22 protein-coding genes and 1 tRNA gene are annotated in these 24,236 nt (G+C 60.8%); 12 read left to right on the top strand and 11 right to left on the bottom strand.

Going from position 1 to position 24,236, the window contains the following annotated elements; genetic code table 11:
• The first annotated feature begins 49 nt into the window (after window positions 1-49).
• A complete protein-coding gene (locus KGB29_RS01465; protein WP_150814985.1) occupies window positions 50-553 on the top strand; it encodes a GNAT family N-acetyltransferase in 504 nt (167 codons plus the stop codon).
• Between the two features lie 523 nt (window positions 554-1,076).
• Window positions 1,077-1,406 (top strand): hypothetical protein, encoded by a 330-nt coding sequence (locus tag KGB29_RS01460; RefSeq protein WP_032829393.1) that lies wholly within the window; start codon window positions 1,077-1,079, stop codon window positions 1,404-1,406.
• Between the two features lie 125 nt (window positions 1,407-1,531).
• Here KGB29_RS01460 and KGB29_RS01455 read toward each other — a convergent pair whose 3' ends face one another.
• On the bottom strand, window positions 1,532-3,034 hold the full coding sequence (locus KGB29_RS01455; RefSeq protein WP_150814984.1) for an aldehyde dehydrogenase family protein: 1,503 nt from the start codon (window positions 3,032-3,034) through the stop codon (window positions 1,532-1,534).
• A gap of 389 nt (window positions 3,035-3,423) precedes the next feature.
• On the opposite strand from KGB29_RS01455, the gene KGB29_RS01450 reads away from it, so the two are divergent.
• Complete coding sequence (locus tag KGB29_RS01450) at window positions 3,424-3,930, top strand: DoxX family protein (RefSeq protein WP_150814983.1); 507 nt, start codon at window positions 3,424-3,426, stop codon at window positions 3,928-3,930.
• Window positions 3,931-3,999: 69 nt separating this feature from the next.
• On the opposite strand, the gene KGB29_RS01445 is transcribed toward KGB29_RS01450, so the two are convergent.
• A complete protein-coding gene (locus tag KGB29_RS01445) occupies window positions 4,000-4,974 on the bottom strand; it encodes a nitrilase-related carbon-nitrogen hydrolase (protein WP_150814982.1) in 975 nt (324 codons plus the stop codon).
• A 101-nt stretch (window positions 4,975-5,075) separates the two neighbouring features.
• Window positions 5,076-6,008, bottom strand: coding sequence for a GlxA family transcriptional regulator (locus KGB29_RS01440; protein WP_150814981.1), 933 nt, complete (start codon window positions 6,006-6,008; stop codon window positions 5,076-5,078).
• Between the two features lie 158 nt (window positions 6,009-6,166).
• Between KGB29_RS01440 and KGB29_RS01435 the strand changes: the two genes are divergently transcribed.
• Window positions 6,167-6,829: a glutathione S-transferase family protein gene (locus KGB29_RS01435; RefSeq protein ID WP_150814980.1), complete on the top strand. Its 663-nt coding sequence runs from the start codon at window positions 6,167-6,169 to the stop codon at window positions 6,827-6,829.
• A gap of 99 nt (window positions 6,830-6,928) precedes the next feature.
• On the opposite strand, the gene KGB29_RS01430 is transcribed toward KGB29_RS01435, so the two are convergent.
• Window positions 6,929-7,003 (bottom strand) — tRNA-Gln (locus KGB29_RS01430).
• Window positions 7,004-7,324: 321 nt separating this feature from the next.
• On the opposite strand from KGB29_RS01430, the gene KGB29_RS01425 reads away from it, so the two are divergent.
• Window positions 7,325-7,753: a hypothetical protein gene (locus tag KGB29_RS01425; protein ID WP_057715243.1), complete on the top strand. Its 429-nt coding sequence runs from the start codon at window positions 7,325-7,327 to the stop codon at window positions 7,751-7,753.
• A gap of 104 nt (window positions 7,754-7,857) precedes the next feature.
• On the opposite strand, the gene KGB29_RS01420 is transcribed toward KGB29_RS01425, so the two are convergent.
• From KGB29_RS01420 to KGB29_RS01410, 3 genes are all read right to left on the bottom strand, one after another.
• Window positions 7,858-9,846: a peptidase U32 family protein gene (locus tag KGB29_RS01420; protein WP_090454936.1), complete on the bottom strand. Its 1,989-nt coding sequence runs from the start codon at window positions 9,844-9,846 to the stop codon at window positions 7,858-7,860.
• A 228-nt stretch (window positions 9,847-10,074) separates the two neighbouring features.
• Entirely contained in the window at window positions 10,075-10,455 is a 381-nt protein-coding gene (locus KGB29_RS01415) for a RidA family protein (RefSeq protein ID WP_150814978.1), read from the bottom strand.
• 76 nt (window positions 10,456-10,531) lie between these two features.
• On the bottom strand, window positions 10,532-11,326 hold the full coding sequence (locus KGB29_RS01410) for an AraC family transcriptional regulator (protein ID WP_150814977.1): 795 nt from the start codon (window positions 11,324-11,326) through the stop codon (window positions 10,532-10,534).
• Between the two features lie 187 nt (window positions 11,327-11,513).
• Here KGB29_RS01410 and KGB29_RS01405 point away from each other — a divergent pair, with 187 nt between their 5' ends.
• The 6 genes from KGB29_RS01405 to KGB29_RS28615 all read left to right on the top strand — a co-directional run bounded on the left by KGB29_RS01405 (window position 11,514) and on the right by KGB29_RS28615 (window position 18,485).
• Window positions 11,514-13,160 (top strand): APC family permease, encoded by a 1,647-nt coding sequence (locus KGB29_RS01405; protein WP_150814976.1) that lies wholly within the window; start codon window positions 11,514-11,516, stop codon window positions 13,158-13,160.
• Window positions 13,161-13,205: 45 nt separating this feature from the next.
• A complete protein-coding gene (locus KGB29_RS01400) occupies window positions 13,206-14,132 on the top strand; it encodes a 4-hydroxyproline epimerase (RefSeq protein ID WP_150814975.1) in 927 nt (308 codons plus the stop codon).
• Window positions 14,133-14,189: 57 nt separating this feature from the next.
• The gene (locus KGB29_RS01395) at window positions 14,190-15,137 is read left to right on the top strand and encodes a dihydrodipicolinate synthase family protein (protein ID WP_057715248.1); all 948 of its coding nucleotides are present in this window, start codon (window positions 14,190-14,192) and stop codon (window positions 15,135-15,137) included.
• 105 nt (window positions 15,138-15,242) lie between these two features.
• Window positions 15,243-16,820 carry an aldehyde dehydrogenase (NADP(+)) gene (locus KGB29_RS01390; RefSeq protein WP_218544088.1) on the top strand — a complete coding sequence of 526 codons (1,578 nt, stop codon included), beginning with the start codon at window positions 15,243-15,245 and terminating at the stop codon, window positions 16,818-16,820.
• A gap of 3 nt (window positions 16,821-16,823) precedes the next feature.
• Entirely contained in the window at window positions 16,824-18,110 is a 1,287-nt protein-coding gene (locus tag KGB29_RS01385; protein WP_150814492.1) for an FAD-dependent oxidoreductase, read from the top strand.
• Between the two features lie 249 nt (window positions 18,111-18,359).
• Window positions 18,360-18,485 carry a hypothetical protein gene (locus KGB29_RS28615; RefSeq protein ID WP_256356011.1) on the top strand — a complete coding sequence of 42 codons (126 nt, stop codon included), beginning with the start codon at window positions 18,360-18,362 and terminating at the stop codon, window positions 18,483-18,485.
• Window positions 18,486-18,912: 427 nt separating this feature from the next.
• Here the strand turns inward: KGB29_RS28615 and KGB29_RS01380 are convergent, their stop codons facing one another.
• The 3 genes from KGB29_RS01380 to KGB29_RS01370 form a co-directional block, all read right to left on the bottom strand.
• Window positions 18,913-19,566 carry a hypothetical protein gene (locus tag KGB29_RS01380; RefSeq protein WP_150814493.1) on the bottom strand — a complete coding sequence of 218 codons (654 nt, stop codon included), beginning with the start codon at window positions 19,564-19,566 and terminating at the stop codon, window positions 18,913-18,915.
• A 220-nt stretch (window positions 19,567-19,786) separates the two neighbouring features.
• Complete coding sequence (locus KGB29_RS01375; protein WP_150814494.1) at window positions 19,787-20,527, bottom strand: TorF family putative porin; 741 nt, start codon at window positions 20,525-20,527, stop codon at window positions 19,787-19,789.
• An 85-nt stretch (window positions 20,528-20,612) separates the two neighbouring features.
• Entirely contained in the window at window positions 20,613-22,352 is a 1,740-nt protein-coding gene (locus KGB29_RS01370; RefSeq protein ID WP_150814495.1) for an amidohydrolase, read from the bottom strand.
• Window positions 22,353-22,458: 106 nt separating this feature from the next.
• Here KGB29_RS01370 and KGB29_RS01365 point away from each other — a divergent pair, with 106 nt between their 5' ends.
• A complete protein-coding gene (locus KGB29_RS01365; protein WP_150814496.1) occupies window positions 22,459-23,373 on the top strand; it encodes a LysR family transcriptional regulator in 915 nt (304 codons plus the stop codon).
• Between the two features lie 33 nt (window positions 23,374-23,406).
• Here the strand turns inward: KGB29_RS01365 and KGB29_RS01360 are convergent, their stop codons facing one another.
• Window positions 23,407-24,030: an NIPSNAP family protein gene (locus KGB29_RS01360; RefSeq protein WP_150814497.1), complete on the bottom strand. Its 624-nt coding sequence runs from the start codon at window positions 24,028-24,030 to the stop codon at window positions 23,407-23,409.
• Window positions 24,031-24,236: the final 206 nt, after the last annotated feature.

Below are 24,236 nucleotides of genomic sequence, written 5' to 3'. Positions count from 1 at the left end.
AACCATAATCAAGGGTGTACCTGCCCCGGCGTAACTGGAGCCAACCCGTATGCCTTCGATAGAACTGCACGCCGCCCAACGCGATGAACTGGAAACCATCGAGAACCTGATGCAGTTCTATACCTACGACTTCAGCGAATGGTTACCGCTGAAACTCGGCGAATACGGTTTCTTCAACATCCTGCCCATGCCCGACTACTGGCGAAACCCGGCTACCCGACCCTTCCTGATCGAGGTCGACGGTGAATTGGCCGGCTTCGTGACCGTGGATAACCAGGTCCTTCTACCCGGCGCCAACTACAACATCGGCTATCTGTTTGTCAGTCGACGCTTCCGTGGCCAGGGTGTCGCGCGATTTGTCGTTTCCACCCTCTTGAGTCAATTCCCCGGTCAATGGCAGATTTTCCACATCGAGGCGAATCAGCCGGCGCGCCTGTTCTGGGCCGCCGTGATGCCGGGGCTCAACGTTGCCGGGCTCACCTTGCATCAGCAGGTGGTTGACCGCTATCCCTGCACTTTTTACCGCTTTGAGTGTCCGCCTTTGTCGTCCTGACCGACACACCTTCGACTCCACCCGCTAATTCCCAACAGCTTTGTCCGACAATATGTAGTGACTAAAAATATTCACTACAAAACCGTTGACGCCTCCGATTTGCCCTTGCATGATGCAGACGTCTCCCCGATCGGGAGTACAGGCAACACGTTTGAGCAAGCTCGTCTGACCGCCGAGCTGTTTTTCCCGGATACACGCTGCCCACAAGGCAGATTGAAGAAGCTGACCTGGCCTGAACGTCCAGTACAAGGGCGAGAAGTCTTGGCGAGCAATCCTCATGAAGCTTGTGGCCGACCCTGAAAATGTCGGCAGTGGCCTTAAGGTTTTCGCCGCTTCTCTTCGTTGTGACGCTATTGCGTAGCAGTTATTCAACACGACTACATGCAACAGACGCAGGACCCCGCCCGATAAGGCGGTCGAACGCTGACGTCCTGGTTTCGGTGCCAGGGATCAACTAACCGATGGGCTACCTGTATTAGCGAATCAACTTTGAAAGATCACCAATTGGTCAAGGGGCTTTATGATGAATCTGAACAATCAACCAACTATCGATGAACTGGCTCGTATCTTCGCTGCAAAGAAAGACAGCCACGACAACCATATTCTCTGGATCAGCAAGTGTGGCCAGGTTCATATCGACTGCCTGTCGCCGCACGCCCATGAAGCAGAGTTCGACCAGAACAACCAGAACCTGCTCGCCCGACTGAAGATGTACCGTCGCGGCCAGGGCTATGTCGGCAAGAAGGCCGCGGCCGACAAGGACTTCATCGGTAATGTTCTGCAAACCCTGAAACAGGCCTGGGCCTCGATGCAGAACCAGAACGAAGTTCGGGTGATTGACCGGTTCTACTGATTAGGATGAGTCATTACTGACTTATTGATAAACAAGGCCTGCTCCCGATAAGGAGCAGGCTTTTTTATGCTGGAGTAAAAATCAACTGTGGGAGCGGGCTTGCAGCGGTCACAAGTTCCGCCATCTCAGCGTTTGACGCCCAGATCGACCTGGGTCATGCGACTACGAATGGTGAACACGCCATCACCCGAGAGAATCGCACTGCGAGCAAACAGGCGCCCGCTCTCCCAGTTCGAAAGCCCCAGTTCCGGCTTGTTCAACGCGTACTGGCCGTCGACCCAACGGGTGATGCCATTGCCGACAAAAGGCGCGTTGACCGCGTTGTAGAAACGCTCCTGAGCCTCGGCACTTTCACTGATCAATGACACGGTGAATTGCGGGCTGTAGCGATTGAACAAGGCAATGGCATCGTCCAGGTTGTCGACGATCTTCAGGCTGACTTCCGGGGTTTCTTCCCACTCCCATTCACGGCCCAATTGGTCTTCCGGCAACGGCTCGGCCTGCGCCTCGCTCTGATAGCCTTCGGCACGGTATACCTGGACCGTTGCAGCCAGCCAGTCTTGCGGCAGGTGCGACTCGCTGCCTTCAACGATATGCAGCTTGCAGCCCTGGCCCCGTGCGGTGCCGGCCTGCTTGAGTGCGTCGAGGAACAGCGGCACCAGTTCAGCGGCGCGGTCGCGGTGAATCAGGCAGACGTTCAGGGTGTTGCAGACCTTGCGGTCCAGGGAGTTGCGCACCACGGCGGCAAAGCGCGGGGCGTCGGCATCGGCGTTGGCGATCAACCAGGCGCCACCGGTGCCGTGCAGGCTGACCGCCGTGCCAGCCTGCTGCGCGATGCTGCCCAACTGGCTGACGGCGCGACCCGAACCACGGGCCACTGCCAATGACAGGCGCCGGTCAGCGAACATCGCCCAACCGGCGGCGTGGTTGACACTTTCTACCAGCGACACGGCACCGGCCGGCAAACCGGCGTCGCTCAGCGCAGGGTTCAGTGCATGGGTGACGATCGCCTGGGCGGTGCCCAACGCATCACTGCCGATGCGCAGCACGGCGGTGTTGCCGGTACGCAATACACCGGCCGCGTCGGCAAACACATTCGGCCGGCCTTCGAAGACGAACGCGACGATGCCCAGCGGCGAGACCACTTGCTCGACTTTCCAGCCATCGTGTTCGACGCAACTGATCACCTTGCCACGACTGGCCGGTGCATCGCGCCAGGCGCGCAGGCCGGCGATCATGTCGCGACGCATGCGCTCATCGGCCAGCAACCGGGTGGTCGAGCGACCGCGCGCCTTGGCCCGTTCGATGTCGGCCAGGTTGGCGGCTTCGATCAAGGCCCAGCATTGCGCGGTTTCCAGGCGTTGGGCAAACAGGTCGAAGAAGGCGCTGATGGCTTGATCGGACACTGCCGACAGCGCGGTGAATGCCGCCTGGGCGCGCTCGATCGCGACGTTGGCCGCGTGCTGGTCCGCCACGGGGATCAGCAGCAACTCGCCGCTGACCTGCTCCACCAGCAGGTGGTCACCGGGCTGGAAGCGTTGCGCCAGTTCGGGGCTGACGACAGTGACACGATTACCGGCGAAAGGGATTGGCGTGCCAGCGACTAGACGTTCGAGCGCAAGAGACATGAAGCGGTTTCACCATGCAGGGGGCGGCCAGAAAATGTATAGCAATTTCCCCGGAGCGTCACGCTTCGCACCGGCGATCCCCTGTGGGAGCGGGCTTGCTCGCGAATGCGGTGTGTCAGCCACATTGATGGCTGCTGACACACCGTATTCGCGAGCAAGCCCGCTCCCACCCTGGTTGTGCATTGGATGAAAAACCCCATGGTTACGTATCTCAGTGTATACAGCCCCACCCCAGACACACCCCGCACTCAAAACCCCGCCACAACGACACACCGCAGATACACCCCTTTGATGAAATACGCCTGTCGATTGGCCAAGCCGATCAAAGCGCTCAACTCTCGGGGGTATGCCGTTGCCCCGCCGCCCTGACCTGAAAGAGAACTACGCCCATGAACACCTCCGTTTCTTCGGCCGTGAAAGGCCTGCACCTGAACCTCGACCGTGCCGGCGACTGGGTTGCCCCCCTGGCACTGCGGGTGTTCCTCGCCTGGGAATTCTTCGAGTCCGGCCTGGAAAAATTCAACGGCCAGAACTGGTTCGCCGATATCCAGGAGCGCTTCCCGTTTCCGTTCGACCACCTTCCAGCGACGCTGAACTGGGAACTGTCGATGTGGGCCGAACTGATCTTCGCCCTGACCTTGCTGGTGGGCCTGGGCACACGTTTTTCGGCGCTGAGCCTGATGGTGGTGACCCTCGTCGCAACCGCCGCCGTCCATTGGCCCGCCGACTGGCACACTCTCAGTGAACTCGCCCAAGGCTATGCCATCAGCAACAAAGGTTACGGCAACTTCAAGCTGCCTTTGATCTATCTTGTGGCCCTCACGCCGCTGTTGCTGTCGGGTGGCGGCAAGCTCGGCATCGATGCGCTGCTGGCGCGTTACTTCTGGCGACGCTGAAACGACAGCTGCAACGCCGACAAACAAAAAGGGGACTTCCATGAAGTCCCCTGTTTTTTTTCCCCGGAACTAACCCATCACCTCTTCCAGCCCGGTCTGTTCGGTCAGTTTCGGATGCGCGCTGCGCTCATGCACATGGGATTGCGGCGTGCGGTCAATCAGCAGGCTCAGCAGTTCCGGGCGGCTGTAGTGGCCTCGGGAATCCATCATGCGTTTACGCTTGTCAATCAGGCCCATGTCGAGGTCGGCGATCACCTCGCCCTCACCTTCCTGCAACGAACCCAGGACCGTGCCATCCGGGCTGATGATCGCGGTATAGCAACCGCCGGAGATCGGGCCGATGGCGCAACCGGTGTCGGCCATGATCTGCGCCTGTTGCTCGGGGTACAGCCACGCCGTGGAGTTGACCACAAAGCACGCGGCCTCCAGAGCATGCTGACGAACGCTGACTTCCATTTGCGAGGCGAACAGCGGACCTGCAAACGACCCCGGGTACATGGCCGCATGGATCTGTTCGCCATCGGCCATCAAGGCATAACGGGCCAGCGGGTTGAAATGCTCCCAGCAGGCCAGTTGCCCGATGCGCCCTACCGCGCTGTCGACGGCCCGCAGGCCGGAGCCGTCGCCCATGCCCCAGATCATGCGCTCGTGGTAGGTCGGGGAAATCTTGCGGCGACGCTGGATCAGCGAGCCGTCGGCATCGAACAGCAGCTGCGTGTTGTACAACGTGCCGCCATCGCGCTCGTTGACGCCGATGGACACGACCATCCCCGCTTGCCTGGCCGCAGCGCCGATGGCATCGGTGGCGTGCGAAGGCACGGTGACTGCCTGGTCCAGCAGCTTGAGGTGTTCGGCGGCCATTTCGAATGGCGACTGCACGTAGGAAAAGTACGGGTAGTACGGCACCACGGTTTCCGGGAATACGGCGAATTGCACACCCTGCTCGCCGAGTTCGAGAATCTTCTGCACCACTTTGTCGACGGTGCCTTCTCGGCTGTAAAGAACAGGGCTGATTTGTACGGCGGCGGCTTTGACGAGGGTCATGGCGGTGATCTCATTGAGGGAAAGGTTTCAACGAGATAAATATTACGCAAATAATATTAAGACCTGAATGTCGTATACACCACCTTTCAGGACATCACGATTCAGCCCCGACTGGCACGCTGAATCACCTGCGGCGGCTGCCCGAACGCACGAATAAAAGCGCGGCGCATCCGTTCCCGGTCACCAAAGCCGGTGTCCGTCGCTACCGCATCGATAGAGTGCCGTCCGGTTTCCATCATCAACCGGGCCGACTCCACCCGCAGGTTTTCGATGGCCTTGGCCGGAGACTGGCCGGTTTCGGCATGAAACACCCGGCTGAATTGCCGAGGGCTGAGATTGGCCGCACTGGCCAGCTCCTCGACCGACAGCGCGGACTTGAGATTCTGCCTGGCGTAATTCAGCGCGGCCTGTATGCGATCGGTCTTGGGGGCCAGCTCCAGCATCACCGAAAACTGCGACTGTCCGCCGGAGCGCCGGTGATACACCACCAATTGTCGCGCTACCTTGCGTGCAACGTCGACGCCCAGATCGTTCTCCACCAGGGCCAGCGCCAGATCGACGCAAGCGCTCATGCCGGCAGCCGTCCAGACGTTGCCGTCGTTGATGAAGATCCGGTCTTCCTCGACCTTCACGTTCGGGTACGCCTTGCGAAAGGCCGGCACATGCGCCCAGTGGGTGGTCGCCCGCCGACCATCAAGCAAACCGGCCTGGGCCAAGGCAATCGCCCCCGTGCAAATCGAGCCCAGACGCCGGGTGCCGTGGCTGGCGCGACGCAGAAACTCCAACATGCCCGGCGTGGTCGGGCGGATCAGGTTGTCGCCCAGGACCAGCAGCGTATCGAACGTGCGCTGGTCGAACGCTTCGGTCTGCACTGCAAAACCGGCGGACGTTTGCACCAGGCCACCCGGCTCGGACAGCAATGCAATGCGGTACAACGGCTCGTCGCCGGCGCTATTGGCCAACTCGAAGGCGGCACACATGGCCAGGCCCAGAACCTGGAAGCCGGGGTAAACAATGAGTCCGATCTGGTGCATGGCGATATGACCCTAAACGTGGCATGCCTGATGTTCAGGCCAGAAGGCTTGTACTCTAACCCGAACAGCAGGCGCCGAGCATCAGGGCGGAGCACCTCGCGCATCGGCCGATAGCGACGGATAATCAGGTGGTTTTCATCCCACCGAGGAATTGCAGGATGTCACTGACTCTTTATTTCCATCCGCTCTCGTCGTTCTGCCACAAAGCGCTGATCGCTCTCTATGAACTGGGAATCGAGTTTGAAAAAAGGGTCATAGACCTGGGCAACGAGGCTGACCGGGCCGAGCTTCAAGCGCTGTGGCCGATCGGCAAGTTTCCGGTGCTGCGCGATCACGCCCGGCAAAAGGATGTGCCGGAGTCGAGTGTGATCATTGAGTATCTGGACCGGCTTCATCCTGGCCTGGTGCATCTGGTTCCGGACGACTGGGAAACCGCGCTGGAGGTGCGTCTGTGGGATCGTTTTTTCGACCTGCACATCCAGGTGCCGATGCAGAAGATCGTCGCTGACAGAATCAATGCCGCAAACGGCGACCTGACCCGCGAACGCACCGCGCTAATGACGGCGTACGGCATGCTTGAACGTCAACTGACGGCAAGAACCTGGGTCGCCAGCCCCGCTTTCAGCATGGCCGACTGTGCCGCCGCCCCGGCACTGTTCTACGCCAGCACCCTCGTACCCTTTCCCGGTGATCACCGCCACTTGAGTGCTTATTTCGACAGGTTGACCCAAAGGTCCTCGGTCAAGCGGGTCATCGACGAGGCAAGGCCGTATTTTTCCTGGTACCCGTTTGCCGAGGCCATTCCGGAGCGCTTTCGGTAGTGGCGCCAGTGCGACCGGGGAACGGGAGGCAAAAAACCAACGAATCGACGAATAATAACCGTCGGTCGAGTGTTTTCTGATTATGCAGGAATAAAAAAATGGCAGGGGCGGCTGGATTCGAACCAACGCATGGCAGGATCAAAACCTGCTGCCTTACCGCTTGGCGACGCCCCTGTATCTGTTGCGATGAGTGCCTGGCACTCGCTTTCTTGAGTGGCAACAAGACCTGTTGCCTGCTCTCGCGACTGGTTCCCTGAGGGCCGCTGCAAGAGTGGGCGCAAATTTACCAACTTTTTCCTCGTATGGGAAGCCCAAACAAAAAAAATTGTTCATTAAAACAGTCGCTTAGTGTTGAGCCGGATCTCGGGGATTTATCGGCGCACATTCAGCCCGAACAGCTCTGCTACGCTTTTCTTTACTCGAATTGAATCGGGAATCGTTTATGCAACACCCTTCCCTTGCCATTTGAGGGCGCCAAAAGTGAAAGGCAAATTAATGGGGGCCGCTGCAACCCTTCTGGTACTCGGGACCGCGGTTTATGGGTTGAACACCTGGGAACACATCCAGAACCAGCGACAGGAAGCGGTCTGCAAGGCCGCCCGGGAGCACCTGAATGACCTGGAAACCCAAGCGCGAGCCTTGGCCTCCGGGTTGACGGTCGAAGCCTATGCCGAAGCCGAAAAAGCCGAGGCCGGCCAGTTGGTCCTGGCACTCGATACCGCCAGGAATGAAGCCGAGGTCGATGCCGTCATCGACAAGCACGCCGCTGCCATCGAGGCGCAGATAACGGCCGAGGAGGCTGAGGTCCAGTCCCGAGGCGAACAACCCTTCCTCGGTCAGGAACTGAAAAGGCAACGCATCCCGACCGACGTCAAACAGGAATTCAAACGAGCTGAAAAGGCCGTCGCCGATACCTGTAAATAGTGTCGACCGCCAGCTCCAGGTTTATCGTCAGCGTCTGGAATTCAGCAAAAGAGGTTTCAGGCTGGAACAGGTGAGCGCGCCGTTGCGGCGCACTCACCGGTCACTCAGTGCGGTGCGCGCGGGATGGTCTTGAGCAGGTCTTCGGGGCTGATGTGCCCCACCACGCTGCCCGGTTGCGGCAGGTTGAGGATGTGGCCTTTCATCTTGCCGATGATGTGCATTTCACAAGGCTTGCAGTCGAACTTCAACGTCAGCACTTCATCGCCGTGTATCAGCTGCATCGGTGCAACCTTGGTGCGCACGCCAGTCACGCCCTTGGCCTGTTTCGGGCACAGGTTGAAGGAGAAACGCAGGCAGTGCTTGGTGATCATCACCGGTACCTCGCCGGTTTCCTCGTGGGCCTCGTAGGCCGCGTCGATCAGCTTGACGCCGTGGCGGTGATAGAAGTCGCGGGCCTTCTGGTTGTAGACGTTGGCCAGGAAGGACAGGTGCGACTCCGGGTACACCGGCGGCGGCGTGGTCTCGGCCTTACGGCTGCCACGCGGGTGGGCGGCGATCCGCGCTTCGGTCAAGGCGTCGATCACTTCACGGCGCAGGGCCTTGAGCTGCGAGTTGGGGATGAAGTACGCCTGCGGCGCGTCCAGCTTGATGTCGATGGCGTGGTACTGCGTGGTACCCAGTTGGCCGAGCAGATCCTGCAATTGCTCCAGCGCCTGTTCCGGCTTGTTGGCGGCACCGAACGGGCCGGCCAGGGTGACGCTGGCGCTGATGCCCTCTTCGCTGGTAGCGGTCAGTTCCAGCTGCTCTTCACGCAGGCAAGCGACCCAGTTCAGGGCAATGCGACGCTCGGCGGAGGTCTTTTGCAGCGCCTGTTGCCAGTTGTGATCAAGGTTGCGATTCAGCGGATGGTTGGGGCGCAGCTTGTACATCCCCTCCGGCATCTCGTTGGGCTCGACGCGATAGCGATAACGCTTCTCGCCGTCCTCCTCGAATTCGCCTTTGGGTTCGGCGATGTTGGCGCGGAAACCCACCACTTCCCGCTTGACCAGCACGTTGAGGCCGTCGCCGTTGGACAGCGGCTCGTGCGTCACGACCTGCATGTCACGCTTGGCGACTTTCTCGACCACACCCACCGGCAGACCGGTGAAGGTCGGCGAATCAAAGGCGCCAATGTCGATCTTGCGGTCAGTGACGAAATAATCGGTGCTGCCACGGTGGAAGGTTTTTTCCGGGTCGGGCAGGAAGAAGTGCGCGGTGCGGCCGCTGGAGGCACGGGCCAGGTCCGGGCGGTCTTCGAGCACGGCGTCGAGGCGCTGACGATAGTAGGCGGTGATGTTTTTCACATAGCCCATGTCCTTGTAGCGGCCTTCAATCTTGAACGAGCGCACGCCGGCCTCGACCAGGGCGCGGATGTTGGCGCTCTGGTTGTTGTCCTTCATCGACAGCAGGTGCTTTTCGTAGGCGATCACCCCACCCTTTTCGTCCTTGAGGGTGTACGGCAGACGGCAGGCCTGGGAGCAGTCGCCACGGTTGGCGCTGCGCCCGGTTTGCGCGTGGGAAATGTTGCACTGGCCGGAAAACGCCACGCACAACGCACCATGGATAAAGAACTCGATGGCTGCGTCGGTTTCGTCGGCGATGGCGCGGATCTCCTGGAGATTCAGCTCGCGGGCCAGCACCAGTTGCGAGAAACCGGCCTGATCGAGAAACTTCGCTCGCTCCAGGGTGCGGATGTCAGTCTGGGTACTGGCGTGCAGCTCGATCGGCGGAATGTCCAGCTCCATCACCCCCAGGTCCTGGACGATCAGCGCATCGACGCCGGCGTCGTACAACTGATGGATCAGCTTGCGGGCCGGTTCCAGTTCGTTGTCGTGCAGGATGGTATTGATGGTGGTGAACACCCGGGCGTGGTAGCGACGGGCGAACTCCACCAATTGGGCGATATCACTCACTTCGTTGCAGGCATTGTGGCGGGCGCCGAAGCTCGGGCCACCGATGTAGATGGCATCGGCGCCATGCAGGATGGCCTCGCGGGCGATGGCGACATCGCGGGCAGGGCTGAGCAATTCCAGGTGATGTTTGGGCAAAGACATAGTTTTTTTAGTCAGGCTTGTCACGGTCGAGGCGTGCATTGTAGCGGCGAAACACCTGACCGGCACCCGTGCGCTGCCAGGTGGTGCTTCGAGCTGGCCTCAATCCCTGTAGGAGCGAGCTTGCTCGCGATGGACGTTAACGATGACGCGGGCATTCTGTATGCACGCGTCGCCCTTATGTTCATCGCGAGCAAGCTCGCTCCTACAGGGTTGTGTGTGTTGTAGCGGTCAGGCCTTGGCCGCCATCGCGGTCACTTCCACGCGCATGCCTTCAACCGCCAACGAGGCAACCCCGACAGCAGCGCGCACCGGCCAGGGTTTGGCGAAGTAGCGCTTGTAGACCTCGTTGAACGCGGCGCGGTCGGCCATGTCGGTGAGGTAGATGGTCAGGTGCATCACGCGATCCATGGAACTGCCGGCTCGCTCCAGCGCGACCTTCAGCGCTTGCAGGGTGCATTCGCTTTGCAGGGTGATGTCGCCCAGTTCCAGGCTGCCGTCGGCGCGGGTGGGGATCTGGGTGGAGACCAGCACACCGCCGAAACCGACAACGTCGGAGGAAATCGAATCCGCATCAGGATCAGGGGTGAAGGTCAGGTCTTGGTTTGCCATGAGGACTCTCTTGCTTGAGGTGGTGAGGCAGGCGCCTTTTGCGCGGCCAGTTTACAGGGCCATTGGCGGCGCGTCGCTAATCCAGACCGGACGGCTGCTGGTGACCGGTGGCCTGCCGGTACTGGCGCGGGGTGAAACCGGTCAATGCCTTGAACTGCCGGGTGAACGCACTGTGGTCGGTATAGCCGCATTGCAGGGCGACCTCGGTGATCGGAATATCGGTGTGGAGCAGTCGATGCGCGTGTTCCAGGCGAACCTTCTGGATCATCTGCCGTGGCGTCAGGTGAAACACGCGCTTGCAGTAGCGTTCCAGTTGCGCCACGGAAATACCGGCGATGCGCGTCAACTCGCCGAGGGTGACGCGACGGTTGAAATGCGCGCGAATGTGCTCGTCCACTGCCGCCAGGCGCTGGTACGCCGGGTGCGTGTCACTGGCCGATTGCAGGTCGACCGAGATGCCCGCCAGACCGATGATTTCATTGCGGCGGTTATACAAGGGGCGCTTATGGGTCAGGCACCAACCGGGTTCCCGGCTGCCGTACAGATGCAACTCCAACTGGTCTTCCAGCACCAGCCCCTGCTCCAGCACCCGCCGGTCCTGCTCGGTGTAACCAGGCCCCAGTTGCTCCGGGAACACCTCGGCGCTGGTTTTTCCCAATAGCGGCTGGAGCTGCTTCAAGCCACAGCGTTGCACCAGCGTGCGGTTGGCCATGACATAGCGCGCCTGGACATCCTTGATAAAGATCGCCGCATTCGGAATGACATCCAGCATGGGCAGCAAAAGCGCAATGCCTGCCAGCAGTTGCTCGATGGATTCGGGGCGGTTCGAGTCGTCGCCCTGGCACAACAGCGCAAACGCATCCTGAGTCATGAACCTGTTTCTCCCAATGATCGGCATCTGCCCATTGTGCTGATTTCGTCATCGACACCCAAGGAAAACATCAATCGCGGGCACGCCGCCAAGTTCACTCTATGGCCACCGCCCTCCTCGGCAAAACCGACCGGGGCGTCTTGAAGTGCACACCTGCCTATCCAATAACTCACAAGAAGGCGATGCCATGTCAGGCCAAGGCAAGTTCAAAAAACAACTTTCGTTGATAGACCTTACGTTTATCGGACTGGGGGCCATCTTCGGTTCCGGCTGGTTGTTCGCAGCCAGTCACGTGTCCGCCATCGCGGGGCCGGCGGGGATCTTTTCCTGGCTGCTGGGCGGTTTTGCGGTGCTGCTGCTGGGCATCGTCTACTGCGAACTCGGCGCTGCGCTGCCCCGTGCCGGCGGTGTGGTTCGCTACCCGGTTTACTCCCACGGCCCGTTGCTGGGTTACCTGATGGGCTTCATTACGCTGATCGCGTTTTCCAGCCTGGTGGCCATCGAGGTGGTCGCCGCGCGCCAGTATGCCGCTGCGTGGTTTCCCGCATTGACCCAGGCCGGTTCCAGCAATCCAACGGCGATTGGCTGGCTGGTTCAATTCGGCCTGCTGTGCCTGTTCTTCATGCTCAACTACTACAGCGTGAAAACGTTCGCCAAGGCCAACAACTTGATCAGCATGTTCAAGTTCATCGTGCCGCTGCTGGTGATCGGCGTGCTGTTCACCTTCTTCAAACCAGAGAACTTCCAGTCCCAGGGCTTCATGCCGTTCGGGCTGTCAGGTGTCGAGATGGCGGTGTCCGCCGGCGGCATTATCTTCGCCTACCTGGGGCTGACACCGATCATCTCGGTGGCCAGCGAAGTGAAGAATCCACAACGCACCATCCCGATTGCACTGATCCTCTCCGTACTGCTGTCCACCGCCATCTATGTATTGTTGCAAGTGGCGTTCCTCGGCGGCGTGCCCACCGAAATGCTCGCCAACGGTTGGGCCGGCGTGGCCAAGGAACTGGCCCTGCCCTACCGCGACATCGCCCTGGCATTGGGTGTGGGCTGGTTGGCTTATCTGGTGGTGGCCGACGCGGTGATCTCTCCCAGCGGTTGCGGCAACATCTACATGAACGCGACACCGCGAGTGATCTACGGCTGGGCGCAGACCGGCACCTTCTTCAAGGTCTTCACCCGCATTGACGAAAAGTCCGGCATCCCGCGTCCGGCGCTGTGGCTGACCTTCGCCCTGTCGGTGTTCTGGACCCTGCCCTTCCCCTCCTGGGAAGCGCTGATCAATGTGGTCTCCGCCGCGCTGGTACTGAGCTATGCCGTCGCCCCGGTGTCGGTGGCCGCCCTGCGCCGCAATGCGCCGGACATGCCGCGGCCGTTCAAGGTCAAGCGCATGGGCGTCCTGGGCCCGGTGTCATTCATCATCGCCGCGCTGATCGTCTACTGGTCGGGCTGGAGCACCGTGTCCTGGCTACTCGGCCTGCAGATCCTGATGTTTGTGATCTACCTCCTGTGCGGTCGTTTCGTGCCGACCCAACACCTGAGCCTGGCCCAACAAGTGCGCTCTTCGGCATGGCTGATCGGCTTCTACGCCGTGACTATCGTGCTGTCCTGGCTCGGCAGCTTCGGCGGCATGGGCGTACTCACCCATCCCTTCGACACCGTGGTCGTGGCGGCCTGCGCCATGGGCATCTACTACTGGGGCGCGGCCACCGGGGTGCCGGCGCATCTGGTTCGCCTGGAAGACGAGGACGGTGAAAGCCAAGCCGATCCTGTTCACACCGGCACGACCACAGGCCAGCGTCCGATCGGTGTATCCGCCCAGACCTCTCGCTGAAATTCAGGCCAGCAAAGCCTGCGTGTTCCTCAAATGGAAAGGTTTATGAAAAAAGTACATGTCATTGATTCCCACACCGGCGGCGAGCCGACTCGCCTGGTGATGTCGGGCCTGCCCCAGTTGCCCGGCCGGACCATGGCCGAGCAGCGCGATGCCCTGCGCGAGCAGCATGACCAATGGCGTCGCGCCTGCCTGCTGGAGCCCCGTGGCAACGATGTGCTGGTGGGGGCGCTGTACTGCGAACCGGTGTCGCCGGATGCCACTTGCGGCGTGATCTTCTTCAACAACGCCGGCTACCTCGGCATGTGCGGTCACGGCACCATCGGCCTGGTCAACTCGCTGCATTACCTGGGGCATATCCAGCCCGGCGAGCACAAGATCGATACGCCGGTCGGCCCGGTCAGCGCCACGCTGCATGAGGACGGCAACGTCACCCTGCGCAATGTGCCCGCCTACCGCTACCGCCAACAGGTGCCGGTCGAAGTGCCGGGGCATGGCCGCGTGTACGGCGACATCGCCTGGGGCGGCAACTGGTTTTTCCTGGTGTCCGATCACGGTCAGGCCTTGCAGATCGACAACGTCGAGTTCCTCACCGAGTACACCTGGGCAATGCTCAAGGCCCTCGAGGCCCAGGGCATCCACGGTGAAGACGGCGCGCTGATCGACCACATCGAACTGTTTGCCGACGACGATCACGCCGACAGCCGCAACTTCGTCATGTGCCCGGGCAAGGCCTACGACCGCTCGCCCTGCGGGACCGGTACCAGCGCAAAACTGGCGTGCCTGGCGGCCGACGGGAAACTGGTCGCCGGTGAACCCTGGGTCCAGGCCAGCATCACCGCCAGCCAATTTGTCGGCAGCTACGAATGGGAAAGCGAACACATCATCCCTTTCATCACCGGCCGCGCCTACATGACCGCCGACAGCACCTTGCTGATCGACGAACAGGACCCCTTTGCGTGGGGCATTTGAGCCCCACGCCTTTTCCCTAACCAAATCTGAATGAACGCCTCAAGGAGTGACAACACAATGAGCGACAACATTTTCACTGGCTGCATCCCTGCACTGATGACCCCATGCACCGCCGAGCGCAAGCCGGACTTCGACGCGCTGGTGGCCAAGGGTCGCGAGCTGATCGACATTGGCATGAGCGCCGTGGTGTATTGCGGTTCCATGGGCGACTGGCCGCTGCTGACCGAAGCCGAGCGTCAGGAAGGCGTGGCGCGCCTGGTGGCCGCCGGTGTTCCGACCATCGTCGGCACCGGTGCCGTCAACAGCCGCGAAGCGGTGTCCCATGCGGCACACGCGGCCAAAGTCGGTGCCCATGGCTTGATGGTCATCCCTCGCGTGCTGTCTCGCGGCGCTTCGGCCACCGCGCAAAAAGCCCACTTCGCCGCGATCCTAAAAGCCGCTCCAGGCCTGCCGGCGGTGATCTACAACAGCCCTTACTACGGCTTCGCCACCCGCGCCGACCTGTTCTTCGAACTGCGCCGCGAGTACCCGAACCTGATCGGCTTCAAGGAGTTTGGCGGTGCCGCCGACCTGCGCTACGCCGCCGAACACATCACCTCCAAGGATGATGACGTGACCCTGATGGTCGGTGTCGACACCCAGGTGGTCCATGGCTTCGTCAACTGCAACGCCACCGGCGCCATCACCGGCATCGGCAACGCGCTGCCACGCGAAGTGTTGCGCCTGGTGGCCTTGAGCAAACAAGCGGCCAAGGGCGATGCCAAGGCGCGTCGTCAGGCGCGGGAACTGGAATCGGCACTGGCGGTGCTGTCGTCCTTCGATGAGGGGTGCGACCTGGTGCTCTACTACAAGCACCTGATGGTGCTCAATGGCGACAAGGAATACACCCTGCACTTCAACGAGACCGATGCGCTCAGCGATGCCCAGCGTCGTTATGCCGAGAACCAGTACGCGCTGTTCCGCCAGTGGTACGAGCAGTGGTCGGCCGAGCAGAACTTCGCCTGACATTCAGCCTGTACAGCGGCGTGCCAAGGTGCGCCGCCTTTATTTTCGCCCACGGCGGTACGGCGTTTTTTTCGCAACGCCCCCCTCTTTGTTTCAGGAAAGACCATGACTCTGACAGGCAACATGTTGATCGGCCAGCAGGCCATCGCCGGCAACCGCGAAGCGATCCGCGGCATCGATCCCGCCACGGATCTACCTCTTGAACCGGCCTATCACGGTGGCAGCGGCGAACACGTCGAACAGGCCTGCGCCCTGGCGTGGAGTGCTCTGGACAGCTACCGCGCGACGTCCCTGGAGGCCCGCGCCGAATTCCTCGAAACCATCGCCAGCGAAATCGAAGCCCTGGGCGATGAGTTGATCGACCGCGCCGTGGCCGAGACCGGCCTGCCACGCCCGCGCATCCAGGGTGAACGGGGCCGCACTTGCCAGCAGTTGCGAACCTTTGCCCGCACCGTGCGTGCCGGTGAGTGGCTGGATGTACGGGTCGACTCCGCGCTGCCGGAGCGTCAGCCCCTGCCCCGCCCGGACCTGCGTCAGCGTCAGGTGCCGCTCGGCCCGGTGGCGGTGTTCGGCGCCAGCAACTTCCCCCTGGCCTTCTCCGTCGCCGGCGGTGACACCGCGTCGGCGCTGGCCGCCGGTTGCCCGGTGATCGTCAAGGCCCATGGCGCGCACCCCGGCACCAGCGAGCTGGTGGGCCGAGCCCTGGCCCGTGCGGTCAAACTGTGCGGGCTGCACGAAGGCGTGTTTTCGCTGTTGTTCGGCTCCGGCCGCGAAGTGGGCATCGCCCTGGTCACCGATCCGCGCATCAAGGCCGTGGGTTTCACCGGCTCGCGCGGCGGTGGCATCGCCTTGTGCAACGCGGCCCAGGCGCGTCCCGAGCCGATCCCGGTGTATGCGGAAATGAGCTCGATCAACCCGGTCTTGCTGTTCCCGGCAGCCCTGCAATCGCGAGCCGAAGCTCTGGCGCAAGGCTTCGTCGCGTCCCTCACCCAAGGCGCCGGCCAGTTCTGCACCAACCCAGGTCTGGTGATTGCCCGCCAGGGCCCGGACCTAGAGCGCTTCATCCAGTCGGCTGCGCAACTGCTACAGCGCAGCCCGGCGCAGACCATGCTCACCCCCGGTATTTTCAAGGCCTACGAGGCCGGTATCAGTGCGCTGGCCGAGCATGCCCACGCTGACACAGTGGCCGTCGGCTTGAAGGGCGAAACCCCGAACCAGTGCCAGGCCCACCTGTTCGTCACCCGGGCCAGTGAATTTCTCGCCGACCCGGCGTTGCAGGCAGAAATGTTCGGCGCCGCGTCGCTGATCGTGCAATGCGCCAACGACGAGCAAATCCGCCAGGTCATCGAAAACCTGGAAGGCCAGTTGACCGCCACCCTGCACCTGGACGATGCCGACGTGGAGAGCGCCAAGGCATTGCTGCCGACTCTGGAGCGCAAGGCCGGACGCCTGTTGGTCAATGGCTGGCCGACCGGGGTCGAGGTGTGCGATGCCATGGTCCATGGCGGCCCGTTCCCGGCGACGTCCGATGCGCGCACCACCTCGGTCGGCACCGCCGCCATTCTGCGTTTCCTGCGTCCGGTCTGCTATCAGGACTTCCCGGACGCCTTGTTGCCGGCCGCGCTCAAGCACAGCAACCCATTGCAGTTGCGTCGCCTGCTCGACGGCCAGAGAGAAGCCTAGGCCATGTCCAACGACTCCCTTTTCAACAGCCCCAATGCAGTGTCGGACGTTGCCGTGATCGGCGCCGGGATCATCGGCGTCGCCTGCGCCCTGCGCCTGGCGCGCCAGGGCCGGCGGGTGGTGGTCATCGATCAGCAGGAGCCCGGTCGTGGCGCCTCGTTCGGCAACGCCGGGCACCTGGCCACCGAGCAGGTGTTCCCCATCGCCGACCTGTCGATCCTCAAACGCCTGCCCGCCATGCTCATGGACCCGATGGGCCCGCTGCGCCTGGACTGGAAATACATGCCCCGGGCCCTGCCCTGGTTCGCACGCCTGTTGCTCAACCTGCGACCGGCGCCGTTCCAACGCACCGTGGCCGGCATCCGCGCGCTCAATGAAAGCAGCCTGGGGGCCTGGCACCGGTTGCTGGAGACTATCGACCGCCCCGGGTTGCTCAAGGAAGATGGCTCGTTGCTGGTGTTCGAGCGCGCCGACTCGCAACAGGCCATCGAAGCGCTACAGGCGCGCATGCGCCAGCAACAAGTGCCGGTGGATTTCTGGCGGGCCAAGGCGGTACGCGATGCGGCGCCGCAACTCAGCGAGCAGCTCCGGGGCGGATTGTTCTTCCCGCGCACCGGGCATTTTCTCGATCCCTTCCAGGTGGTCGGCGAACTGGTGCACGCGGCCAAAAGCAGCGGCGTGCAGTTCCTCAAGCAGCGGGTCGAGGGTGGGCAATTGAATGAAAGCGGCGTGTCGTTGATCACCGATCAAGGACGCGTCAGCAGTCGACACGTGCTGGTGGCCTGTGGCGCCCATTCCGCCAAACTCACCGCTGCATTGACCGGCAAGAAGGTGCCGCTGGACACCGAGCGTGGCTATCACCTGATGCTGCCCCACGAACACGGGCGCTTGCCGTTCGCCGTCACCTCGCTGGAGCGCAAGTTCATCATGACGCCGATGGCTGACGGGCTGCGCCTGGCCGGCACCGTCGAGTTCGCCGGCCTCGACTGCCCACCGACCATGGAACGCGCCTGGCAGTTGCACCGCCTGAGCAAAGGCCTGTTCAAACGCGACCTGAGTGCTGAAGCCGCCACGCCGTGGATGGGTTTCCGGCCGTCCTTGTCCGACTCCCTGCCGATCATCGACCGGGTGTGCGACGGCAGGGTCCTGCTCGCTTTCGGTCATCAGCATCTGGGGTTGACCCAGGCGGCGGTCACGGCGGAAATGATCGCGCAAATGGCCTCGCCCTTGACTGGCACCCAGCCCCACAGCCTGCCGGCGACTGCGCCGTACAGGCTGGATCGTTTCTGAAGAAAGCCGCGACTCACACTTACATACCCGGCTGTATTCGCTGATGCCACGCGCGAAAAATCCTGACCTTGAGGTGCGATAAATAAGGTTGGAGTTTTTTGCGTGTGGTGCAAGGGAATTACTGAATTGGGTGGGTCGTGGGCTTTCGTGGTGGTTCGCTCGTTCGCACCTGCCAACACGGTTCTGCCTTGACCAGTAAAACGAAAACGGACTTGATCTGCTTCCCGCTCGACAGTCAGGACGTTAGGAGTGGATCAATTAAAAAGGCGGCACTGGAAGGCTCGAGTGAGTGCTCACCCTAAGAAATGGGCGCTGGAGCGCTGGCTGTTGATGTATTTACATGAGCAGCAAAATGCCGATGAGGCCATCGCCTGAATAGTACTGTTTACCAGCAACGTCAGAATTGGCTCTCGCTGAATTTGCCGCACATGCTGCCAAATAGTATTTGGGAAGAGTTGAAGCACTATAAGGATACGAGTGGTGTTTTGGACTGGGATACGGAGATTATTCGGCTAGGTGTCCGACGCTTTTTGTCTTGGCGGGTATTACCGCTTTGGCACGATATCCCAAATGCGCCACCACCTGACAATGTAGATTTAAGTCATCGCAACACCCCATATCTTCCCATGGTTGTGGTCACTATCCGCAGTGTTGAGCAGGTCCAGCGTAACGATTGATAAAAACCAAAGCCGCTTACTAGTGGCTTTTTACCAATGGAGAAGTATTCACAGAAACTGGTAGCACAGGGGCGCGATCTGGCCCGTCAGCTTTTGCCAAGGCCACCGGTTACGTTAGAAACATTTCACTGCGTAAACTTTGCATTTAGTCTTCGCAAAAAACTCACGGACGATTTGTCGTAATGCTCAATCAATTTCCAGGCTGTCTGTACTGTGTCGCGCTGAGAACCCATGGTGTCAAATAGATCATCTGTGTTTTTTTCTTTGATTTTGTCGTTGATGATGTCTTGCTGTAGCGTTGCAAATCGCGCGTAGCACTCTGTCTGAAGTGCGAGCTTGGCGATATCAAAATCATTTTCGCTACCTGCCGGTGTGCAGGGATTGGGTGATTGAAGATTATCTACGGGATGCCTATCGATCTCATCGATGTGAATGAGGTCGTTTGCCATGTCCTTTCCGTAATATCGGGATAGTTTGAAATGCTGCGCGATCAGCTGCTGACGCCAGCGACGGTGGAACTCCATGTAGTCATCAGCTGGCCCCTTGGAAAACTCGCGCCATCCCTTTTGATCCATCCCCTTGAGTAGTTGTGCGAGGGCGTTATAGCCCTCATCCAATAAACGACTGGTTTCCTGGGCGGTCACTTGGGCGCCGTCGAGAAACTTTTCCCGGTCGGCCCGCTCGTCCAGATGAGCCTGTTGGCAGCTTGTACCTGCGAGAGTTAAAGCTGCGGTTAGGAGTGAAGCCGCAGCCGTTTGTAACCATGTCGATTCAGCCATTGATAGCCATCCGAAATTGAGGTTTTACAACTAACATCGGCTGACATTTTAGCTTCATGAGGCTGCTCCACATGTACGACACTAGACGCTGGTACTGTAACTTTAAGTTTGGCCTAAGTTCTTGCGATACCTAGCCACTGATCCTGCCCACCGACGCGGAAGATGTTGGCCAGATAATCCAACAGCGATGGCATGCACGGGCGTGCCTGCCGGGACCGGATCAGAAGTTCTTGCTGGCGCTGACCACAACGGTGGCGGTGCACACGTTGCCATAGCCGTAGTAGCTCGCGCACTCGTGCGCGGAAAGATCGGTATCGATGTAAGCCACCGCCCAGTCGACGCCCACGGCGCTATGGGTCAACCGGGCCTCCCACTCGTGATAGTCGCCGCGGGCATCGCCGTTACCGGCAATGAACACGTCATCCTTGAAATCGAATCGGCCATAGCGCACCTCCAGCCCCGTGTCCGCCGGTAGCGCGTAGCTGTAGCCCAACCAGGTGTAGAGGGTGTCCTGGTCCTTGCCCACGAAAGTCTGCAAATCGTTGGAGTAGTAACTGGCGAACTTGAAACCATAGGCTTTGACGATGGCGTAGACCTCGCTCTGATTGAAGTCCGACTGCCTGGCGTAGGTGTACTTGAGGTAGCCAAGGTCGAGGCTGACGTCATCGGTGATCTGCTTGAAGAAGCCCGCGTAGAAATCCTGCTCCAACCGGGTTTTATAGTTCAGGCCGAAATCGACATTGGAGGTCCAGACCCCGGCGTAGGCACCACTGCTGTGCAGCAGTGTGGCGTCCAGTTGCGCAGCCGGGTCGCCCAGAGTCAGCGACAAGCCACGGCTGCGGTAGTCGCTGACCACCGCCGGTTTGAGCATCAGCTGAAAGTCATCGTTCAGCGTAATGGCGTGGGCAGCCAACGGCAAAAAAGTGCAGGCGACAAACAGGGTCAATGCAGGGCGATGCATGTTTCAGGTCCTTTCTTATTATTAAGTTGGCAAGGCTTCGCCCTCCCCTTGCCGGCAGGGCAAAGGGTGGGCGAACAGGGGGGGGTTACGGGCGGCTGTAGACTTCGCGGCCGGCGAAGTAAGTCTTGAGCACTTGGGTGTCGGCCAGTTGCGTTTCCGGCGCGCTGAACACATCGCGATCGACAACGATCATGTCGGCTTGCTTGCCAGGGGTCAGCGTACCGATCTGCTGCTCCAGGCCAATGGTTTTCGCGGCGTTGCGGGTGTAGGCGTTGAACATGGTTTCGCGGTCGATGGCTTCTGCCTGGTTCAGCACCCCCTTGGGGCCTCTACGGCTGATGGCTTGCCCGATCGCTTTCCACGGATCCGGTGTCGACACCGGCCAGTCGCTGGCCCCGGAAATGGTCGCGCCGTTCTTGAGCAACGAACGCGCCGGGTACATGAACTGAAATTGCATGGCATTGATGTAAGGCTGCAGCAAATCGATACTCAGCTCGTCTGCCGATGCCCAGTAAAGCTGCATCGATGCGATGACGTTGAGCGGCTTGAACCGGGTGAATTCCTTGGGGTTGACCATCTGCAAGTGGGTGACGGAGTGGGCCACGTTGTTGTGCCCTTCGCGACGCGCCTGCTCGATGCCATTGAGGGATTCACGCACCGCACGATCACCGATGGCATGCACATGCACCAGCCAGCCGCGGGCATCGGCAGCGCCCACCAATTCGCCGAAGTGCGCCGGGTCGATCAGCAATTCGCCGCCCTTGAGCGAGTTCTTGTAGGGCGACAGCAACGAGGCGGTTTGTGCCGGAAACTCGGCCACACCATCGGCAAACACCTTGATGCCCGGCAGGCTGAGATTGTCGACGTCGGCGAACTGTTGGCGGACCTGCTCCATGACCTCAAGGTCGGCGGGTTTGCTCTTGGGGTTGACGACCATCAAGGCCGCCACGTGCATACGAAGTTCGCCCTTGTCCGCCAACGCCTTGTAGGCCGGCAGCACCCCGACATTTTTCACCGTGGGCTTGAAGTCGAACAACGCATCCCCGGGCACCGCGTTGGCCGCCGGGTCCATCAGGGCCGTCACGCCCAGGCTGAGGTAAAGATCGCGGGCAGCTTGCGCCGCGCCGATCAATTGCTCAAGACTGGCGGGCGGCAGCTGCGACATCACCGCCGACAGACCGGCATCGGCGACGAAACCATTGGGGGTGTTGTCGTCATGGTGGCCGATGGTCGCCACCGCTTCGCCAGCGAGTGCCTTGACCCGCTCGGCATCGATACCGGCGCGTTTGAGCAGGGCCTTGTTGGCCCAACCGGTGTGATAATCCCAACCGACGAACAATATCGGCGTGCCTGCCCACTCGCCCTGGTTGAAGCGCTTTTCAATCTCCGCCACCTGGCTCCAGTAGGTCGAGGGTGTTCCACCGACGACCAGGATGTCGCCATGCCGTGCCTTGCCGTTGTCGCGCCACTCGCGCAAGCGCTGCTCCAGTTCGTCGAACGGCAGCATTTGTGTCTCAAGGTCGGCGGACTTGAGCTTCATCCCACCAAACACCGCGTGGCTGTGGGTGTCAATAAGGCCGGGCATCAACACCTTGCCCTGCAAGTCGATGACTTGCGTGCCGGGGTCCTTGAGGGCCAGCACCTCGGCGTCGCTGCCGACCTTGACGACTTTTCCGTCCTCCACTGCCACTGCCTGTTGCAGGGCCTTGCCTTGCTCGGCGGTAAAGACTTTGCCGTTATGCAAAATCAGATCGGCGGCCGCCATGCTTTCCATAGAGGAAAGACCAATTGCCATGGCCAATGCCGACTGGAGTATTCGCTTCATCGTCCCGCACCTTTTTCTTGTAAGAATGCCGAGAGACTAGCGAACCGGGCGGCAGTAAAGAATACTCGGCCCACGCAACACATACTTTCCAAACAGGAAACACTGCATGGACCAACTCAGCGCCATCGCGATGTTTGTCGAAACCGCCGACCAGGGCAGTTTCACCCGCGCCGCCTCGCAATTGGGCAAGACCACCTCGGCCCTGACCCGGGCCATCACCCACCTGGAGGAGGAATTGGGCACGCGCCTGTTCGAGCGTTCCACGCGACGCATCGCGCTGACCGAGGCCGGGGAGATTTTCCTCGCCAGTTCGCGGCAAGTGCTCACGCAATTGGAGCAAGCCCGGGAAGACATCGATCAATTGCAGCGGGAAATGTATGGCCTGCTGCGCGTGACCGCTCCACCCTCGTTCGCGCCGGCCTTTCTCAATGCGGTCTGCTGTCGCTTTCTCGAGCGCTACCCGCAGATGCACCTGGACGTGGTGCTGAGCGATGAGTTCGTCGACCTGGTCGAAGGCCGGTTCGACCTGGCGGTGCGAGACGGCCCGGTGGAACTGCCCGACCTGATCACCCGCCCACTGACCGCCAACCGCATCCTCTTGTGCGCCAGCCCCCGCTACTTGCAACGCAACCCGCTGGAGGTTCAACCCCACACGTTCAATCAACATGATTGGCTCCTGTTTCGTCATCCCGCCCTGAACCCGCATTACTGGTGGTTGGAGCACGAAGGCGAACGCAAACGAATCCCCCAGCCGATACCCCGGCTGAGCAGCGACAACTATGACTTCCTGTTCGGCGCCCTGCTGGCCGGCCGGGGTTTGCAGTTCTGCCCGCAGTGGAGCGCCGCGCCCTACCTCAGGCGCGGCGAACTGGTGCAACTGCTACCGGACGCCGACCTCGACCCTGAGCAGTTCGGCCGGAAAATCCATGTGATTTACCCGGCGCACCGACGCCACACGCGCAAACATCAGGCGTTCATCGAGTGCCTGAACGAGTACCTGGACGAGCAGGCGCTGCATTGAGGCGGGCATCCGGCCAGTCAAACCGTGCTTTGGTCATTGCAAGGGCGAGAACTTCGCGGGCAGGTAGATCGTCGAGCGCATGTCACGCAGTTGCGGGCCGGAGTTTTCCGGCGGCCAGACGCCGTCGGCGACCGCTTGGGTGCGTACTTGCAGGCGCTGTTCCAAAGTGGTCCACGGCCAGATGTGCAGATAACGCGGCAGCGAACCGTCAGTGGCATAAAACGCCGCGTACACCGGCGAATACTGTTCGGCAGTTCGCGCTTCGATGGCTTTGCTCCAGCCGTCGAGGGTGGGTTGCAATCCGCTGCTGACCAGGTCGTAGACGCGCAGTTCATAGAACGGACCGTGCTGGCCTGCGCTCAAGGGTTCGAGGAAGGGAAACAGCGTGTAGTTTTCGATGCGCAGATCGCAGATGAACTCGTTGATGCCAAACGCCCCGCCCCCCAGCAGGAAACGCTCGCGCTCGGCTTGCCTCAGGTGTTCGTCGGCGTAGCCACGCAGCACGGCGATCTGGTTCAACTGGCCGATCTCCGAGGCCCAGCAGCCTATCAACGTGCCGCCGACTTTCGGGTCGTCCAGCGCCGCCTCGATCTGCGCCAACGCTTGCGCAACCGTGCGCACCCGCACGGTAAAAGTGATCAGTTCAAATAAACGCATAACAACTCCGCCCACCGGTTTGCCAAAAGCACACAGCCTAGGGCAGCCCCCACCAGCGGGATATTGAGACGAACCCCATTGGTAACGGCATTTGCCGCAGTGTTCTAGGTAGTTTCTTTACGTTGAGCAGCGCGCTGTAATTCACATATCGTGTTCAATGCCTTCACTTAATGGCGCTTGATGCAGGAATGGCGACGAATATGCTG

It is taken from the genome of Pseudomonas sp. BF-B-30 (assembly GCF_019956305.1).
Classification (GTDB): Bacteria; Pseudomonadota; Gammaproteobacteria; order Pseudomonadales; family Pseudomonadaceae; genus Aquipseudomonas; species Aquipseudomonas jessenii.
This window is presented reverse-complemented; position numbering and strand designations above follow the sequence as displayed.

Excerpts from the sequence above, each read along its gene's own strand:
- KGB29_RS01365 (WP_150814496.1), top strand. The coding sequence starts at position 22,459 with ATGGACCAACTCAGCGCCATCGCGATGTTTGTCGAAACCGCCGACCAG.
- KGB29_RS01455 (WP_150814984.1), bottom strand. The coding sequence starts at position 3,034 with ATGTCTCTTGCGCTCGAACGTCTAGTCGCTGGCACGCCAATCCCTTTC.
- KGB29_RS01360 (WP_150814497.1), bottom strand. The coding sequence starts at position 24,030 with ATGCGTTTATTTGAACTGATCACTTTTACCGTGCGGGTGCGCACGGTT.
- KGB29_RS01465 (WP_150814985.1), top strand. The coding sequence starts at position 50 with ATGCCTTCGATAGAACTGCACGCCGCCCAACGCGATGAACTGGAAACC.
- KGB29_RS01385 (WP_150814492.1), top strand. The coding sequence starts at position 16,824 with ATGTCCAACGACTCCCTTTTCAACAGCCCCAATGCAGTGTCGGACGTT.
- KGB29_RS01435 (WP_150814980.1), top strand. The coding sequence starts at position 6,167 with ATGTCACTGACTCTTTATTTCCATCCGCTCTCGTCGTTCTGCCACAAA.
- KGB29_RS01400 (WP_150814975.1), top strand. The coding sequence starts at position 13,206 with ATGAAAAAAGTACATGTCATTGATTCCCACACCGGCGGCGAGCCGACT.
- KGB29_RS01395 (WP_057715248.1), top strand. The coding sequence starts at position 14,190 with ATGAGCGACAACATTTTCACTGGCTGCATCCCTGCACTGATGACCCCA.
- KGB29_RS01410 (WP_150814977.1), bottom strand. The coding sequence starts at position 11,326 with ATGACTCAGGATGCGTTTGCGCTGTTGTGCCAGGGCGACGACTCGAAC.
- KGB29_RS01420 (WP_090454936.1), bottom strand. The coding sequence starts at position 9,846 with ATGTCTTTGCCCAAACATCACCTGGAATTGCTCAGCCCTGCCCGCGAT.
- KGB29_RS01390 (WP_218544088.1), top strand. The coding sequence starts at position 15,243 with ATGACTCTGACAGGCAACATGTTGATCGGCCAGCAGGCCATCGCCGGC.
- KGB29_RS01375 (WP_150814494.1), bottom strand. The coding sequence starts at position 20,527 with ATGCATCGCCCTGCATTGACCCTGTTTGTCGCCTGCACTTTTTTGCCG.
- KGB29_RS01450 (WP_150814983.1), top strand. The coding sequence starts at position 3,424 with ATGAACACCTCCGTTTCTTCGGCCGTGAAAGGCCTGCACCTGAACCTC.
- KGB29_RS01380 (WP_150814493.1), bottom strand. The coding sequence starts at position 19,566 with ATGGCTGAATCGACATGGTTACAAACGGCTGCGGCTTCACTCCTAACC.
- KGB29_RS01460 (WP_032829393.1), top strand. The coding sequence starts at position 1,077 with ATGAATCTGAACAATCAACCAACTATCGATGAACTGGCTCGTATCTTC.
- KGB29_RS01440 (WP_150814981.1), bottom strand. The coding sequence starts at position 6,008 with ATGCACCAGATCGGACTCATTGTTTACCCCGGCTTCCAGGTTCTGGGC.
- KGB29_RS01415 (WP_150814978.1), bottom strand. The coding sequence starts at position 10,455 with ATGGCAAACCAAGACCTGACCTTCACCCCTGATCCTGATGCGGATTCG.
- KGB29_RS01425 (WP_057715243.1), top strand. The coding sequence starts at position 7,325 with ATGGGGGCCGCTGCAACCCTTCTGGTACTCGGGACCGCGGTTTATGGG.
- KGB29_RS01405 (WP_150814976.1), top strand. The coding sequence starts at position 11,514 with ATGTCAGGCCAAGGCAAGTTCAAAAAACAACTTTCGTTGATAGACCTT.
- KGB29_RS01370 (WP_150814495.1), bottom strand. The coding sequence starts at position 22,352 with ATGAAGCGAATACTCCAGTCGGCATTGGCCATGGCAATTGGTCTTTCC.
- KGB29_RS01445 (WP_150814982.1), bottom strand. The coding sequence starts at position 4,974 with ATGACCCTCGTCAAAGCCGCCGCCGTACAAATCAGCCCTGTTCTTTAC.